Here is a 16,951-nt window from a genome sequence, read left to right on the forward strand (position 1 = left end):
TTTGAACAAGAACATGCGCATCCTGATCGTCGACGATTTTTCGACCATGCGTCGTATCGTCAAGAACCTGCTGGGCGATCTGGGCTTCACCAACACCGCCGAAGCCGAGGACGGGCATGCCGCGCTGTCGTTGCTGCAGAGCCAGCCGTTCGACTTCGTGGTCACCGACTGGAACATGCCGGTGATGACCGGCATCGAACTGCTCAAGGCGATCCGTGCCGATGCCAAGCTGAAGACCCTGCCGGTGCTGATGGTGACCGCCGAAGCCAAGCGCGAGCAGATCATCGAGGCTGCGCAGAGCGGCGTGAATGGCTACATCATCAAGCCGTTCACTGCACAGACGCTGGAAGAGAAGCTCGGCAAGATCTTCGAACGCCTGGCGGCCAGCGCTTGATGGATACCACGGTCGACAAGAGTGCCCTCGCCCTGCGCCTGCAGGAAGCCCTGGACGCGCTGGAATCCGGCGACGAAGCGGCTTGGCGGCAGCGCATCGACGGCTTGGTCGCACTACGCACCCAGCCGATGATGAGTGGCCTTTCGCGGCTGGCCCGCGAACTGGGCCAGGCGCTGGGCGAACTGCCGACCGTGCCCGATGAAGCCGGCGAGCTGGACGACGCCTGCGCGCGCCTGGACCACGTGGTGGCGATGACCGAACAGGCCACCCATCGCACCCTGGACCTGGCCGAAGAGTGCCGCAGCCTGACCGAACAGCTGCGCGCCGATGGCCTGCAGCCGGGCCAGGACGTGCAGCTCGACCGCATCCGCCACAACCTCACCGAGATCGCCCTGACCCAGAGCTACCAGGACCTGACCGGACAGATCATTCGTCGCGTGGTCGGCATCGTCCGCCGCGTGCACGAAGGCTTCGGCGCGCTCGGCCTGCCGCCGGAACAGCATCGCACCGACCCGGAACTGGCCGGGCCGGCACTGAAGGGACTGGACCGCCATGCGGTCTCGCAGAACGACGCCGACGACCTGTTGTCGGATCTGGGGCTGTAACCATGGGCGCGGTAGCCGACGACATCACTGCCGATTTCATCATCGAGGCCCAGGAAATCCTGGATCGCCTCGGCGAACAGCTGGTGTCGCTGGAACAGGCACCGCAGGACAATGAACAGCTCAACGCGGTGTTCCGTGGCTACCACACGCTGAAAGGCGGCGCAGGCTTCCTCGGCATCACCGCGATGGTCGAACTGTGCCACGCCGCCGAAGAAGCGCTGGGCGCCGTGCGTGCCGGCCAGGCCGTATTGCAGGCACATCACTTCGATGCCGCCCAGCAATCACTGGACTACCTGCAGTCGATGCTTGACGCGGTGTCATCGGGTACCGAGCCCGGCTTTGCCCCGCCCGACCTGGTCGCCCAGTTCGATGTGCATGGCGGTGGCGCGGCAGCACCTTCGGCCGCGACGCCGAATGCGGGCGGTGGAGACCTGATAACCGACGACGAATTCGAGGCCCTGCTCGACCAGCTGCACGGCGGCAACGCGCCGACGACCGTAGCACCGGCGGCGAAGAAAGCCGACGACATGATCAGCGAAGACGAGTTCGAAGCACTGCTCGACCAGCTGCATGGCGGCGCCGCACCGGGCAGCAACGCCACCGCAGCGGTTGTCGCCGCACCGGCGCGCCCGGCGCCCTCGCCGGCACCGCCAGCTGCCGGCAAGCCGGCGCCCAACAAGCCCGTCGCCGAGGCCGAACACACCGTGCGCGTGGATACCAAGCGCCTGGATGCCATCGTCAACCTGATCGGCGAACTGGTGCTGTCACGAAACCGGTTGAAGACGCTGCGCGCACGCCTGCGCGATGAAGAGCTGGACCGCGCCGTGTCGACGCTGGACATCGCCACTGCGCGCCTGCAGTCGGCGGTGATGCGCACCCGCATGCAGCCGGTCGGCAAGGTGTTCTCGCGCTTCCCGAAGGTGGCGCGCGACGTTGCACGTTCGCTGAAGAAGGAAGTGGACCTGGAACTGATCGGCGCCGAGACCGAGCTCGACCGCAACCTGGTCGAAGCGCTGGCCGACCCGCTGGTGCACCTGGTCCGCAACGCCATCGACCATGGCGTGGAAACGCCGGAACTGCGTGAAGCGCAGGGCAAGCCGCGGATGGGTCACGTGCGCCTGTCGGCGCAGCAGGAAGGCGACTACGTCAGCATCGAGGTGCAGGACGACGGTGCCGGCATCGATCCGGAAAAGCTGCGCGCCAAGGCACGCGAGAAGGGCCTGATCGATCCGGAAGCCGCCGCCCGCCTGAGCAGCGAGGAATGCCTGCACCTTGTGTTCCTGCCCGGCTTCTCGACCAAGCAGCAGGTCACCGACATTTCCGGCCGCGGCGTCGGCATGGACGTGGTGCAGTCGCGCATCCGCGAGCTGAGCGGGCAGATCCAGATCCAATCGGAACTGGGCCGCGGCAGCCGCTTCATGATCCGCGTACCACTGACCCTGGCAATCCTGCCGACCCTGCTGGTGCAGGCCGGCGAAGACGTCTACGCACTGCCGCTGGCCCGTGTGATGGAAGTGCTGCATGCGCCGCGCACCTCGCTGGGCTGGTTCGACGGCCGCGCCGTGCTTGACCGTCGCTCGCACACACTGGCGCTGGTCGACCTGCGGCAATGGCTGGATGTGACGCCCGCCGCCTCGCCGCTGCTGACCATCGTCGTGCTGCAGGCCGGTGAAGCACGCTTCGGGCTGGTGGTGGACCAGGTGCGCGGGCGCGAGGAAGTGGTGATCAAGCCGCTGCCCAAGGCCCTGCGCGGCCTGCGCGGTTATGCCGGTGCAACCTTGATCGGCGATGGTCGCATGGCACTGATCCTGGACGTGGACGGGCTGCGCAGCCCACACGACTGACCCGATTCCTGAACGCGACACGCAAGAGCGCCGGGGCCGCCCGGCGACACAGGAAACTGTGAACTCCGTTACACCAGATTCTCCCGGTGTCTCAAGTCCCATTCATACAAGCCGATACCGGACCCATGGATAGACTCAGCCTCATTGGACTTTTCCTCGCCCTGGCCTCGCTGGTCGGTGGCAGCATCCTCAAGGGCGCCGGCCTGGCGTCGTTGTGGTCGCCTGCGGCGTTTGTGATCGTCATCGTCGGCACCATCGCCGCCATCCTGCTGCATACCGCGCCGGCGGTGTTCAAGCATGCGTTCAAGATCGTGCGCTGGGTCGTGCGCCCGCCGCACAGCGACCGTCGCGAACTGATCCAGCAGATCGTGGAATGGAGCAACATCGCCCGCCGCCAGGGCCTGCTCGGCCTGGAATCGCAGGTGGAAGCGCAGCGTGATCCGTTCCTGCGCAAGGGTCTGCAACTGCTGGTGGACGGTGTGGAACCCGAATCGATCCGGCACATGCTGGAAATCGAACTCGGCAGCCAGGAACACCAGGACCAGGCCGGCGCCAAGGTATTCGAGGCCATGGGCATCTATGCGCCCACGCTGGGCATCATCGGCGCCGTGCTCGGCCTGATCGCAGTGATGAAGAACCTCGCCGATCCCAGCAAGCTGGGCCACGGCATCGCCGCGGCGTTCACCGCCACCATCTACGGCATCGCCTCGGCCAACCTGCTGTTCCTGCCCATCGCCGCCAAGCTGAAAGGCGTGATCGCCCACAACTCGCGCGACCGCGAAATGGTCATCGAAGGCCTGATCTCGATCGCCCAGGGCGAGAACCCGCGCAACATCGAAACCAATCTCTCCGGCTTCCTGCACTGACATGGCCCGCCGCAAGCACCACGAAGAGCACGCCAATCACGAAGCATGGGCCATCCCCTATGCCGACCTGATGACGCTGCTGCTCGCCTTCTTCGTGGTCATGTACGCGATCTCCTCGGTCAACGAGGGCAAGTACCGGATCATGGCCGACGCCCTCACCGATGCCTTCGGTGGTGCGCCGCGCACCATCAACCCGGTCCAGGTCGGCAACAAGCAGGTGCAGGGCGGTGGCTGGGACAGCCCGTCGGTGATCAAGTCCGGCACCAGGATCGGGCCATCCGCTCCCGCGCCATCGCACGACCCCACCCTGCTGCCGGCGATGGCCTCGCAGATGCGCATGCCGGTGTCGGTGCACAACCAGGAGCAGATCGCGCGTGCCGAGCGACAGCTCAACAGCATCGCCGACCGCCTGACCGCTGCGCTGGCACCCCTGATCGACCGCGGCATGATCAGCGTGCGCCGCACCGAACTGTGGATCGAAGTCGAGATCAACAGCGACATCCTGTTCCCGACCGGCTCGGCAGCGCTGGACATGCATGCGCGCGACACCCTGGCCAGCCTGGCCGGCGTGCTGCGCGACGTGCCCAACAGCGTGCGCGTGGAAGGCCACACCGACAACGTGCCGATTGCCACCGCCACCTTCCCGTCCAACTGGGAACTGTCGGCCGGTCGCGCGGCCAGCGTTGTGCATCTGTTTGCCGACCAGGGCGTGCAGCCGTCGCGGCTGGCGATGGTCGGCTACGGCCAGTTCCGCCCGCGCGAAGAGAACGACAGCGCGCAGGGCCGCAACCGCAACCGGCGGGTGATGGTCATCATCCTGGCCGACACCAGTCATTCGGTGGACCCACTTGGCGAACGCCTGAATGCCGCCACCGGGGCCACCCGCAACGCGAGCGAACAGGCCGCCGCAGCGCCGGCCACCACCCCCACTTCCCCCATCGCACCGGTGCAGTTGCCACCGGTGCCGGCTGGCAGCCGCGTCGGCGCCGCCGTTCCCCCGGCAATGAAGGAGTAATCCGATGCGCATCTGGGCAGTCGCCAACCAGAAGGGCGGAGTCGGCAAGACCACCACCACCCTCGCCCTCGGTCGCGGTCTGGCCGCGCTCGGCCACCGCGTGCTGCTGATCGATCTCGATCCGCATGCCTCGCTGACCCGCGCCTTCGGCGTACCGATCGAACCGGCACCGGCCGGCGTGCTGGAACTGTTCGGCGCACCACCGGCCGACCTGTCCACGCTCAGCCACGCCAGCAACATCGGCGGGCTGGATTACGTGTGCGCGCAGGCCTCGCTCGCCACGCTGGAACGACGCAGCGCCAACCAGCCCGGCCTGGGCCTGGCACTGCAGAACGCCCTCGCCCGCCACCAGGGCCAGCACGACTACATCCTGCTGGACTGCGCACCGACGCTGGGCCTGCTGATGATCAACGCGCTGGCCGCGGCCGATCGCCTGATCATCCCCACCCAGGCTGAGCCGCTGGCCCTGCACGGGCTGGATGGCATGGTCCGCACCGGCGAAATGGTCGAGCGTTCGCGCCGCCGCCCGCTGCCGATCTCGATCCTGCCGACGCTGTTCGACCGCCGCACCCGCACCGGCAATGAATCGCTGCGCGCCATGCAGGACCGCCACGCAAGCCGCGTCTGGGAAGATGCGATTCCGATCGACACCCGCATCAGCAACGCGGCCGGCCTGACCTTGCCGAGCATCGGCGAGGACTACCCGGGCCGTGGCCTGGCGGCCTATCGGCGCGCGCTGAACTGGATCCTCGGTGAGGACGCACGCGCCCTGGAGCAGGCGGCATGAACACCACCGGCATGCTGGATGATTATCTGGATGAGCTGCTCGGCGACATTGCCGTGGCACCGGTCGCACCGGTCGCGGCAGATGCCACGCCGCGACCGACGATTGCAGCAGTCGACAGCCAGCGCGAGCCCACCTGGGACGACCTCCCGGCCGAAGTGATCTACGAAACTGACACCGTCGCAGCGGCCCCGGCGAACGACGATGCGGCGCTCGAAGCGGCCTTCGACGCCGCCGCCGCGCCTGCAGCCGACGCCGAACGCGAGCCGACCTGGGACGATCTGCCGGCCGAGGTGATCTACGAAACCGACACCGTCGCGGGCACCCCGGCCAGTGACGACGCCTCCCTCGAGGCCGCCTTCGATGCCGCTACCGCGCCTGCAGTCGACACCGGGCGCGAGCCGACCTGGGACGATCTGCCGGCTGAAGTGATCCATGAAACCGCGCCCGTGGCCGTTGCCCCTGTCGCATCGCCCGCGCCGGAACCCACCTGGGATGACCTGCCGGACGAAGTGATCTACGAAACCGACGCCGCCGACAGCCTCGCGCACACCGACAGCCCCGGACTGCAGGCCGCCTTCGAAGCTGCCGCCGACGGCGAGGTGGTTCCTGCCATCACCGCACCGGCCGCTGCCACGGCCGCAGCGCGCCCCGCGCCGGCGCCGATGCCTTCAATGGCCCGCGCCGCCGTCGCGCCACCGCCGCGGATCGCGGTGGACACCTCGTCCAGCAACCGCCCCGGCACCTGGCAGGAGCTGCAGGCGCAGGCGCATCAGCCCGCCAGCAGCCCACATCCGCAGAACCGCCGTGCCGGCGAACGCACCTCGCGCTGGCTGCGCCTGCGCTGCGGCACCCAGGCCTATGCGCTGGAGCTGCTGAAGGTGCAGGAAGTGGTACTGCCGGTGCCGTTGCTGCCATTGCGCGGTACCGCCCCGGAAATGCTCGGCATCATGAACCTGCGCGGCCAGGTGGTGCCGGTGATGGATCTTGGCCTGCACCTGGGTGCGGCCTCCGCCGAGGATGACGCGCAGACCCGCATTGTCGTGCTCGAAGAGAACGGCGAGACCCTGGGCCTGCGTGTGTCGGCCGTGGAGGATGTCGCCAACCTGACCGACTCGCAGATCGAACCGCCCGATACCGCCCGCATCTGCCAGATCTCCAATGACCTGTTCCGCGGCGTGGCCCGCATCAGCCAGCGGCCGATGATCCTGCTCGACGCCACGCAGCTGCTGGGGTGAATCGGCGCTTCGCACCGATCACACCCCTAAAGAACCGCCCCGCAGTGCCGTTATGAATGCTGGAACCGTTTGTCCGGAGCAACGATGAGCACTGTCGAACTGGGTGAGGATCTCGGCATCGAGAGCAGCACCGAGCTCAAGAACCGCCTTTCGCCCTTGGTGGCGGAAGCAGGCGAGCTGACCCTGGATGCAAGCCAGGTCGGTCGCATCCACACCGCCAGCGTGCAGGTGCTGTGTGCCTTCGTACAGGCCCGCCGCGAGGCAGGCCTGGGCACGGGCTTCCACGGTTGCACTGCAACCTTTCGTGACGCTGCACGCCTGTTGGGCGTCACCCAGGCCCTGGGCCTGGACGTAACCCATGACAACCTGAAATCTGTGGAGAACGCTGCATGAGCGCACGTATCTTGGTGGTGGACGATTCGGCGTCGATGCGCCAGATGGTTTCCTTCGCCCTCACCTCGGCCGGTTTTGCCGTCGAAGAAGCTGAAGACGGCGCGGTCGCGCTCGGACGTGCCAAGGGCCAGCGCTTCAATGCGGTGGTCACCGACGTCAACATGCCGAACATGGACGGCATCGCGCTGATCCGCGAACTGCGCCAGCTGCCCGACTACAAGTTCACGCCGATGCTGATGCTGACCACCGAGTCGGCCGCGGACAAGAAGTCCGAAGGCAAGGCCGCCGGTGCCACCGGCTGGCTGGTCAAGCCGTTCAATCCCGAACAGCTGGTCGCCACCGTGCAGAAAGTGCTGGGCTGATCGCCCCGCACTGCTCCCCCTCTTCGCTTCCGGATCGCCACTGCCATGAGCATGGACCTGCAACGCTTCCACGCCACTTTCTTCGAGGAGAGCCGCGAAGGCCTCGACGCCATGGAGGCTGGCCTGCTGGCCCTGGAATCGGGGCAACAGGACGCGGAGATCATCAACTCGGTGTTCCGTGCCGCCCACTCCATCAAGGGTGGCGCAGGCACGTTCGGCTTCGATGCAATCGCCGGGTTGACCCACGTATTGGAGACGCTGCTGGATGAGCTGCGTGCCGGCAAGCGCGCACTCGAAGGCAACGCCGTCGATGCGATGCTGTCGTCGGTGGACGTGCTGCGTGCCCTGTTGCGTGAAGCCGAGCACGGCCAGCCCGCCGATCCCGCAGCGGTTGCTGCGGTGAAGGCGCGCCTGGAATCGGTGCTGTCCGGCCAGGCGCCCGCCGCCGCGGCACCTGCTGCCGCCAGCCAGGTCGACGACACGCCGGAGGCCTGGCAGATCGGCTTCGCCCCGGCGCCGTCGCTGTTCATGAGCGGCAACGACCCGCTGCGCATCATCCGCGAACTGGAACACCTGGGTTCGCTGCAGGTGGCCGCGCGCATGGATCGCCTGCCCGGCTTTGCCCAGCTCGACCCGCTCGAAGCCCACCTTGCGTGGGATCTGGGCCTGGTGGGCAAGGTGCCGCGCAGCAAGATCGAAGATACCTTCGCCTGGGTGCTGGACGACTGCGAACTGGACATCCGTCCGGCCGCACCGCCAAGCCTGGCCACGCAGGCACCGGCTGCCGCGCCGGTGGCCGCCGCCGCACCCGCCGCTGCCGCACCGACGGCCAGCACCAGCGCCAGCCAGGAAGCGGAAACCTCCATCCGCGTCAGCGTCGACAAGGTCGATGCGCTGATCAACCTGGTCGGCGAACTGGTCATCACCCAGGCCATGCTCAAGCAGGTCTCGCACGCGCTGGACCCGGTCCATGCCGAGAGCCTGTTCGCTGGCCTGGACCTGCTTGAACGCAATACCCGCGATCTGCAGGAAGCGGTGATCGGCGTGCGCATGCTGCCGGTCGACGCAGTCTTCCGCCGCTTCCCGCGCCTGGTCCGCGACCTGTCCGGCCGCCTCGGTAAGCACGTGCGTCTGCGCACGATCGGCGAAGGCACCGAACTGGACAAGGGCCTGATCGAGAAGATCGCCGATCCGCTGGTGCATCTGGTCCGCAACTCCATCGACCACGGCCTGGAAATGCCGGACGTGCGTCGCGATGCCGGCAAGGACGAGACCGGCACGATCACCCTGGCGGCCTCGCACCAGGGTGGCCACATCGTCATCGAAGTCAGCGACGACGGCCGTGGCCTGAATCGCGAAAAGATCCTGGCCAAGGCGCACGAACGCGGCCTGGCCGTGCCGGACAACCCGACCGATTCCCAGGTCTGGGACCTGATCTTCCAGCCCGGCTTCTCCACCGCCGATGCGGTCACCGACCTGTCCGGCCGCGGCGTGGGCATGGACGTGGTCCGCCGCAACATCCAGGCGCTCGGTGGCGAGGTGCAGATTGAAAGCGGCCTCGGCACCGGCACCCGTACGCTGATCCGGCTGCCGCTGACCCTGGCCATCCTCGACGGCATGACCGTGGCGGTGGCCGGCGAAACCCTGATCCTGCCGCTGGCCTACGTGCTTGAAGCACTGCAGCCGCAGCCGGACGACATCCGCAGCATGGCCGGCGAAGGCCGCGTGCTGCGCGTGCGTGGCGAGTACTTGCCGATCCTGTCGCTGAGCGAATACTACGGCTATGGCCAGCGCGCCCCGGGCAGTGAATCGCTGGTGGTGGTGGTTGAAGGCGATGGCCAGAAGATCGCGCTGGAAGTGGACGAACTGGTCGGCCAGCAGCAGGTGGTGGTGAAGAACATCGAGAACAACTATCGCCGCATCGGCGGCGTCTCCGGCGCCACCATCCTCGGCGACGGCCGCGTCGCCCTGATCGTCGACATCGGTGGCCTGGTGCGTTCGCTGCGGGTGCCGCAGGCCGCCTGACCCGCTCCACACGCTGTGCCTGACCGCCGCCCTCCGGGGCGGCGGTTTTTGTTTGCACGGGCCGCAGGCAGCAATCGTAGTCACGCGCAACGCGGCTGCGCCCACAACTGTGAACTCCGTCGTCCTGCGCCGTGAACCTGAGCGGGCGCATGGTTTCGCCTGAAACCACGCGGTCACTGCGAAAGCCCCGCCAGTGCTTGCTTTCCGTGGGCTTCCCCTACGCCAGCGAATGTGACATCGGTCCATAAAGTACGGCGCAGCTGCGCCGCTATCTCGGGTTGACGGCAGTCACCGAACCCCCGCCCGGCACGACCGTTCCCTCCTGCAACGACCTTTTTGCCCGCGGCGCCGCCGCCGGTATTCTGCCCACCTTGGAGCACCCTGCATGAAGTGGTTCCACGATCTGCCCATCGCCCGCAAGCTGGCTGTGGGATTCACCCTGACCACCCTGATGACCGTCGTGCTGGGTGCGTTTGCCCTGGTCCGCCTGTCCGAAGCCAATGCCAAGCTGACCTCGATGGCGACCAACGATATTCCGTCGGTGCAGTACCTCGGTGAAGTGCGCTCGCAGCTGGGTGAGTTCCGCACCTATGAACTGGCCCAGATCAGCATGCTGGACCAGCCGGAAAAGGTGGCCGACTACAACAAGCGCATGAACGACACCGCTGCGGTCGTGCGCGAGCAGCTGGCCGCCTATGCCAAGCTGCCGGCCGGCGACAAGGAGCGCACGCTGTACCAGGCCGTGCAGGCCGACGTCGATGGCTACTTCGCCGCCAATACCAAGCTGCGCGAAGCGGCGACGGCGGGTGATGGCGAGGCCGCCCGGCAGATCTCCGATGAGCAGTCCCGCCCGCTGCGCCGCAAGGCCTTTGAGGACCTGAAGGCGCTGGGTACGCTGCTGGGAACCCAGATGCAGGGCAAGATCGAAGACGCCAACGCGACCCACCGCAACAGCATGCTGGCCATCATCGCTGCCATCGTGCTGCTGGTCGTGGTCGCCACCACCCTGGCCGTGGTCATCTCGCGCGCCGTGGTCGGTCCGCTGGGCAAGGCCGTGCATGCCATCCAGGCCGTCGCCCGCGGCGACCTCAGCGTCACCACCCAGGCCACCGGCAAGGATGAGGCGGGCCGCATGCTGGCGGCCACCGCAGAAATGACCGCGATGCTGCGTCGCTTCTCCGAGCAGACCCAGCTGATGGCACAGATGCATGCCGGCCCTGATATCAGCCACCGCATTCCGGAAGACTTCCCGGGCGTCTACGGGCAGCTTGCCGGTGGCATCAACACGGTGATCTTCGAACACCTCGATGCGATCCGTGATGCCATCGACGTGCTCAACCAGTACGCCACCGGCAACCTCACCCCCGATGCACGCCGCTTGCCCGGCAGCCGCGCGATCCTGCATGAATCGATGGATGCGGCCAAGGCCAGCCTGCTGGCGATCAACACGCAGATCCAGCAGTTGGCATCGGCTGCCGCAGCGGGCGACTTCAGCCAGCGTGGCGATGCGCAGCGCTTCGATCACGATTTCCGCGTGATGATCGAGCAGCTGAACAGCATGATGCAGGTCGCCGACGGCAACCTGGGCCAGCTGTCGCAGCTGCTGCAGGCGATCGCCGGGGGCGACCTGACCGCACGCATGGACGGCCAGTTCCACGGCGTGTTCGCCCGCATGCGTGACGATGCCAACACCACGGTTGCCCAGCTGACCCAGATCGTCAGCCAGATCCAGGCCAGCACCTCCAGCATCACCCTGGCCGCAGGCGAAATCGCCTCGGGCAACAGCGACCTGTCGCGCCGCACCGAACAGCAGGCGGCCAATCTGGAAGAGACCGCCGCGTCGATGGAGGAGCTGACCTCCACCGTGCGCCAGAACGCCGAGCACGCGCGCCAGGCCAACCAGCTCGCCATCGGTGCACATGGCGTGGCCTCGCAGGGCGGCGAAGTGGTCGGCCAGGTGGTCACCACCATGTCGGCCATCGAAGCGTCCTCGAAGAAGATCGCCGAGATCATTTCGGTCATCGACGGCATCGCCTTCCAGACCAACATCCTGGCGCTGAATGCTGCAGTCGAGGCCGCCCGTGCCGGTGAACAGGGCCGTGGTTTTGCCGTGGTCGCCAGCGAGGTGCGTACCCTCGCCCAGCGTTCGGCCGCCGCCGCCAAGGAGATCAAGGGCCTGATCGACGAATCGGTCGGCAAGGTGGCCGAAGGCTCCAGCCTGGTCCATCAGGCCGGCAGCACCATGGGCGAGATTGTCGCCTCGGTGCAGCGCGTGACCGACATCATGGCCGAGATCTCCGCTGCCTCGCAGGAGCAGTCAGCCGGCATCGAACAGGTCAACCAGACCGTGGTGCAGATGGACGAAACCACCCAGCAGAACGCCGCGCTGGTGGAAGAAGCCACTGCTGCAGCGCGGGCGATGGAAGACCAGGCCGCGCAGCTGGGCGAAGCCGTTGCGCGCTTCCGTCTGGCCCCACCGAGCGCAGGCACTGCGATGCCGCGCGCTGCGATGGCCACGGCCGGCAGTGCTCCGCGCAAAGCTGCGCCCGCCCCCATCGCGACGCCATCGCGCGTGCGCAAGCCCGTTGCCCAGCCGGCATTGGCCGGCGACGGCGACTGGCAGGAGTTCTGACTGCAGCATCGGGGCGGCCCTGCGCCACCCCGACAGCGGACAGGCGGCGCCGGGCAATGCCCGGCCCCAGCCTCAAGCTTGCCCTGCGGCTTCCGGCATGGCACAACGAAGCCGTCGAGCACGTCCGGTACTACATAATTCCGCACCGCAGCCGATACTTCTTTCGAGCCAGGCGCCAACACGCGTCGGCGCCCGCCCCTGACCACAGATTCCATGTCCGACGGCCACGACACTGCACCGCCCGAAGTCCATGCGGCCGACGCCGCCGACGATCGCTTTCTGGTCCGCAATCCGCGCCAGGTGCGGCAGCTGCTGCGTTCCCTGATCGAGCAGCGATCACTGATCAACGCCCATATCGACGGGCGCGATCGCTCGTTCCCGACCGCCCTGCTCGAACTGGACGACGACGAGGACATCCTGCTGCTCGATGGCAGCCCGCAGGAAGCCTCCAACCGCGCCGCCGAACAGGCCGATCACCTGCTCTGCTTCGCCCAGCTGGAACGGGTAATGGTGCGTTTCCGCCTGCACGACCTGCAGCGAGTGGACAATGAAGGCCACGTCGCCTTCCGGGCACCGTTCCCCGAGGAGCTGGTGCACCTGCAACGGCGTGAAATGTACCGTCTGGAGACCCCCATCACCGATTCACCGCAGTTGCTGCTGCCCCCGGGCGAGGCTCGCGCCGAAGCCTTGTCGATGCGGGTGGTGGACATCAGCGGCGGCGGCCTGGCGGTGACCGTGCCCACCGACTGCGCCATCTTCAGCCTGCAGCAGCGCTACGGGGCGCAGCTGTCGATGCCCGATGGCCCGGACCTGCAGATCGAACTTGTGGTCTGCAACCTGCTGCCGCAACGCCTGCCCAACGGCACCGAGGTCAAGCGCGTCGGCATGCGCTTCGACGAACTGCCCCGCGGTGGCGACAGTGCCATCCAGCGCTACATCTTCCGCATCGACCGCCAGCGCAAGGCACGCCGCAACGGCGAGCTCTGACATCCCCACAACGGGATCTGCCGGCCAGCGGCCGGCACTACCCATTCCTGGTAGATCCACGCCATGCGTGGATGGATGCCTAAAGTCCCCCAGCAAGGGGCCGATATCGAGCCTGACACCGGCACTTCCGGCAGAACCAGGACCCCTCGATGAACGACAAGAACAGCTCCGCCGCCGGCGCCGATGGCGAATTCCTCAGCTTCACCCTCGGTGCCGAGCACTATGGCGTGGACATCCTCAAGGTGCAGGAAATCCGTGGCTACGACGCCGTCACCCGCGTCCCCGATGCCCCGGATTACATCAAGGGTGTCATCAACCTGCGCGGCACCATCGTGCCGGTGATCGACCTGCGCCTGAAGCTGCGCCTGGAAGATGCCCGCTACGATGCCTTCACCGTGATGATCGTGCTCAACGTGGAAGACCGCGTGGTCGGCATCGTGGTCGACAGCGTCTCCGACGTGATCCCGCTGTCGGCCGAGCAGATCCGCCCGACCCCGGAATTCGGTGCAGCCGTAGATACCCGCTTCATCTCAGGCATCGGCACCCACGACGACCGCATGCTGATCCTGCTGGACATCGAAACCCTGCTCGACAGCGCCGACATGGGCCAGACCAACGTCGTCGAAGACGCTGCCGCCTGAGCAAACGGACCTTCTTCACGTTTCTGTTACGCAGCCCTTCAGTTCCCCCCATCCACGCCGATAGGGGGACAGAAGCCGGTCGCGCAGGAACGCGCCAAGGCCGGATCCACCATCACCATCCCCGGAGAATCACCCCGATGAAGTCCCTGCTTGCGTTCGTTTCGGCTGCCGTCCTGGCCACCACCGCTTCCTCCGCCTTCGCGCAGTCGGCCGAGATGATTCCGCCGGAGATGGCACCGCGCGCTGTCGGCAAGGACGGCATGGTCTGCGGCAAGGTCGAAAAGGCCCGCTTCGCAGAAGGTTCCGAAGGCCAGCCGACCTTCCTGTACATGGGCGGCGCGTTCCCGCGCCACACCTTCTCGGCCCGTATCGCCGGCGAGAACCGCGGCAAGTTCTCCTTCCCGCTGGAAACCCTGGAAGGCAAGACCGTGTGCGTGATCGGCAAGATCCAGCGCGATGCGTCGCGTGCGGAAATCGAAGTCAGCTCGCCGTCCAGCCTGAAGCTGGCCAACATCAAGTAATCCGCTGTCCGTCAGACCGCGCCGGCCAGCGTGCCGGCGTGGCTGTTGCAACCGGGCCCCGTGCCCGGCCGCGTCTGCCTTAGGAGATCGCAACGCCCATGCCGTGGATCAACAACCTGAAACTGATGCCGAAGCTCATGCTGACCTTCGGTGTCCTCTTGCTGGTGATGCTGCTGCAGGGCATCGTCGCCTACCGTGGCCTGCATTCGCTGAACAACGTGACCACCGAACTGGCCGGTTCACGCATGGAAAGCATCCGCATGGCCGGTGAGATGCGCGGCATGCTCGGCGAGTATCGCAACAGCGCCTACCAGCAGCTGATCCGCGCCAGCGACGACGTCAAGGCCGACGCACGCAAGCAGGCCGTCGAACTGCGCACCAGCATGGACACCTCGATCAAGGACTATCCGAAGCTGGTCGACAACGCCCAGCAGAAGAAGCTGTTCGAAACGTTCGCCAAGGACTGGAAGGACGCGCTGGCCTCCTATGACAGCGTCACCGAAATGCTGGAACTGGACCTGCCCGACGACGCGATCGATACCTTCGTCGGCGAGACCCGTACCAAGCACCGCAAGGCTGGCGCCGCGCTGGAAGCGCTGATCGCCGAAGACAACCGCCTCGCCCGCGCCTCGCGCGACGAAGCCGCCTCCACCTACTCCGCCTCGGCCGTGCTGACCGTGATCGCCCTGCTCGGTGGTGCCGCGCTCGGCCTGGTGCTGGTGTGGCTGTTCGCCCGCGCTCTGGTCGGCAGCGTGCGTGGCGCCGTCTCGGTGGCCAACGACGTCGCCGGTGGCAAGCTTGATGGTCATATCGACGTCAGCCGCCAGGACGAAGTGGGCGAACTGATGCAGGCCATGCAGCGCATGCAGCGCGACCTGCGCGAGCGCACCGAAACCGACCAGGCCATCGCCCGCGAGAACCTGCGCATCCGCACCGCGCTGGATTACAGCTCGACCGGCGTCTACCTGACCGACCCCAACAACACCATCGTCTACAGCAACCGCGCCCTGCAGCAGACCCTCGCCCAGTACCAGGACGAGCTGCGCCGCGACCTGCCCGACTTCGACGTCCACGCCTCGCTGGTCGGCAAGCCGGTCACCGTGCTCGAGCACCGTGGCGAGATGGACAACACCCTGCTGGCCAACCTCAAGCAGCATGGTGTTGCCCGCCGCCCGATGCAGTACGGCGATGCCCAGTTCGCCCAGGTCGTGTCGACCATCCGCAACGAAGACGGCGACACCGTCGGCTACGTGGTGGAATGGCGCGACCGCACCCAGGAAGCGCAGGTCGAGGCAGAAGTGGCACGGGTAATCGCCCAGGCCGCTGCCGGCGACCTGTCCGGCCGCATCGATGCCAACGACAAGGAAGGCTTCTTCCTGCAGCTGGCCCAGCAGATCAACGGCCTGCTGGACGCCAACTCGGGCAGCATCGAGCAGATCTCCGGCCTGCTTGCCGCACTGTCGCAGGGTGACCTGACCGTGCGCATGCACGGCGACTACCAGGGCGTGTTCGCCCGCATGCGTGACGATGCCAACGCCACCGCTGCTCAGCTGAGCGAGATCGTCACCCGCATCAAGCAGTCCAGCCGCGCGATCAGCTCGGCCGCCGGCGAGATCGCCTCCGGCAACAGCGACCTGTCGCGCCGTACCGAACAGCAGGCCGCGAACCTGGAAGAAACCGCCGCTTCGATGGAGGAACTGACCTCCACCGTTCGCCAGAACGCCGAACACGCGCGCCAGGCCAACCAGCTCGCCATCGGCGCGCACGGCGTGGCTTCGCAGGGCGGCGAAGTGGTCGGCCAGGTGGTCACCACCATGTCGGCCATCCAGGCCTCGTCGAAGAAGATTGCCGAGATCATTTCGGTCATCGACGGCATCGCTTTCCAGACCAACATCCTGGCGCTGAACGCCGCAGTGGAAGCCGCCCGTGCCGGCGAACAGGGCCGCGGGTTCGCCGTGGTTGCCAGCGAAGTGCGCACCCTCGCCCAGCGTTCGGCTGCAGCGGCCAAGGAAATCAAGGGCCTGATCGACGACTCGGTCGGCAAGGTCAATGACGGCTCGGCGCTGGTGCACAAGGCCGGCGCCACCATGGGCGAGATCGTCGCCTCCGTGCAGCGCGTGACCGACATCATGTCCGAGATCTCCGCTGCTTCGCAGGAGCAGAGCGCCGGCATCGAGCAGGTCAACCAGACCGTGGTGCAGATGGACGAAACCACCCAGCAGAACGCCGCGCTGGTGGAAGAAGCCACTGCTGCCGCACGTGCAATGGAAGAACAGGCAGGCCATCTGAGCGAGGCGGTATCGATCTTCGTGGTCGACGAAGCCGAAGTCGTGGTCGCCGCGCGCACGCCGGCACCGCGTGCTGCTGCACCGGCAACGCCGGCGCCGGTGGTACCGCCAGCCCGACGCGTCAGCGGCGCTCGCCCGGTAGTGACCGAGATGGCCGATGGAGACTGGCAGGAATTCTGATTCCTGCCCGACCTGAAGCATGAAGACGCCCCGGCCCTGCGCTGGGGCGTTTTTGTTTTCGGAGTATCTGATTATCCAGCCAACGGCGAAGCCCCTCGTGGTGAATCGCGAAATGCGCATGTCCACTTCAGGTTGGCCGGGAGGGTGGGCGGCGCAGGGGCCGCTGCAAGTACGTC

Annotated in this window: 14 protein-coding genes and 1 pseudogene; all 15 read left to right on the forward strand. The window is 66.9% G+C overall.

Features of this window, described 5'->3' with window-relative positions:
- The first annotated feature begins 1 nt into the window (after position 1).
- The 15 genes and pseudogenes from cheY to GIW57_RS19105 all read left to right on the forward strand — a co-directional run bounded on the left by cheY (position 2) and on the right by GIW57_RS19105 (position 16,775).
- Positions 2-394 carry a chemotaxis response regulator CheY gene (cheY, locus tag GIW57_RS19035; protein WP_006365466.1) on the forward strand — a complete coding sequence of 131 codons (393 nt, stop codon included), beginning with the start codon at positions 2-4 and terminating at the stop codon, positions 392-394.
- Positions 394-999, forward strand: a complete 606-nt coding sequence (locus GIW57_RS19040) for a protein phosphatase CheZ (RefSeq protein ID WP_025878978.1) — start codon at positions 394-396, stop codon at positions 997-999. Before cheY ends, GIW57_RS19040 begins: the two co-directional genes overlap by 1 nt.
- A gap of 2 nt (positions 1,000-1,001) precedes the next feature.
- Positions 1,002-2,843, forward strand: coding sequence for a chemotaxis protein CheA (locus GIW57_RS19045; RefSeq protein ID WP_100465283.1), 1,842 nt, complete (start codon positions 1,002-1,004; stop codon positions 2,841-2,843).
- A gap of 125 nt (positions 2,844-2,968) precedes the next feature.
- Positions 2,969-3,709 carry a flagellar motor protein gene (locus GIW57_RS19050; protein WP_089240989.1) on the forward strand — a complete coding sequence of 247 codons (741 nt, stop codon included), beginning with the start codon at positions 2,969-2,971 and terminating at the stop codon, positions 3,707-3,709.
- Between the two features lies 1 nt (position 3,710).
- Positions 3,711-4,556 (forward strand): annotated as a pseudogene (motD, locus tag GIW57_RS19055) (flagellar motor protein MotD); the annotation flags it as partial.
- Between the two features lie 172 nt (positions 4,557-4,728).
- Positions 4,729-5,511, forward strand: coding sequence for a ParA family protein (locus GIW57_RS19060; protein ID WP_025878974.1), 783 nt, complete (start codon positions 4,729-4,731; stop codon positions 5,509-5,511).
- Positions 5,508-6,746 carry a chemotaxis protein CheW gene (locus GIW57_RS19065; protein WP_236512355.1) on the forward strand — a complete coding sequence of 413 codons (1,239 nt, stop codon included), beginning with the start codon at positions 5,508-5,510 and terminating at the stop codon, positions 6,744-6,746. The genes GIW57_RS19060 and GIW57_RS19065 overlap by 4 nt, the downstream gene beginning before the upstream one ends.
- An 84-nt stretch (positions 6,747-6,830) precedes the next feature.
- Positions 6,831-7,139, forward strand: a complete 309-nt coding sequence (locus GIW57_RS19070; protein ID WP_100465280.1) for an STAS domain-containing protein — start codon at positions 6,831-6,833, stop codon at positions 7,137-7,139.
- Positions 7,136-7,501 (forward strand): response regulator, encoded by a 366-nt coding sequence (locus GIW57_RS19075; protein ID WP_025878971.1) that lies wholly within the window; start codon positions 7,136-7,138, stop codon positions 7,499-7,501. Before GIW57_RS19070 ends, GIW57_RS19075 begins: the two co-directional genes overlap by 4 nt.
- A 45-nt stretch (positions 7,502-7,546) precedes the next feature.
- On the forward strand, positions 7,547-9,526 hold the full coding sequence (locus GIW57_RS19080; protein ID WP_236512356.1) for a chemotaxis protein CheA: 1,980 nt from the start codon (positions 7,547-7,549) through the stop codon (positions 9,524-9,526).
- 385 nt (positions 9,527-9,911) lie between these two features.
- Positions 9,912-12,158 (forward strand): methyl-accepting chemotaxis protein, encoded by a 2,247-nt coding sequence (locus GIW57_RS19085; protein ID WP_236512357.1) that lies wholly within the window; start codon positions 9,912-9,914, stop codon positions 12,156-12,158.
- Positions 12,159-12,371: 213 nt separating this feature from the next.
- Positions 12,372-13,145 carry a flagellar brake protein gene (locus GIW57_RS19090; protein ID WP_100465277.1) on the forward strand — a complete coding sequence of 258 codons (774 nt, stop codon included), beginning with the start codon at positions 12,372-12,374 and terminating at the stop codon, positions 13,143-13,145.
- A gap of 149 nt (positions 13,146-13,294) precedes the next feature.
- Positions 13,295-13,786: a chemotaxis protein CheW gene (locus GIW57_RS19095; RefSeq protein WP_025878967.1), complete on the forward strand. Its 492-nt coding sequence runs from the start codon at positions 13,295-13,297 to the stop codon at positions 13,784-13,786.
- 137 nt (positions 13,787-13,923) lie between these two features.
- The gene (locus GIW57_RS19100; protein WP_025878966.1) at positions 13,924-14,307 is read left to right on the forward strand and encodes a hypothetical protein; all 384 of its coding nucleotides are present in this window, start codon (positions 13,924-13,926) and stop codon (positions 14,305-14,307) included.
- 98 nt (positions 14,308-14,405) lie between these two features.
- Positions 14,406-16,775, forward strand: a complete 2,370-nt coding sequence (locus GIW57_RS19105; RefSeq protein WP_236512358.1) for a methyl-accepting chemotaxis protein — start codon at positions 14,406-14,408, stop codon at positions 16,773-16,775.
- The last annotated feature ends 176 nt before the right edge of the window (positions 16,776-16,951 follow it).

Source organism: Stenotrophomonas sp. PA-6-5C (assembly GCF_021605635.1).
Taxonomy (GTDB): domain Bacteria; phylum Pseudomonadota; class Gammaproteobacteria; order Xanthomonadales; family Xanthomonadaceae; genus Stenotrophomonas; species Stenotrophomonas lactitubi.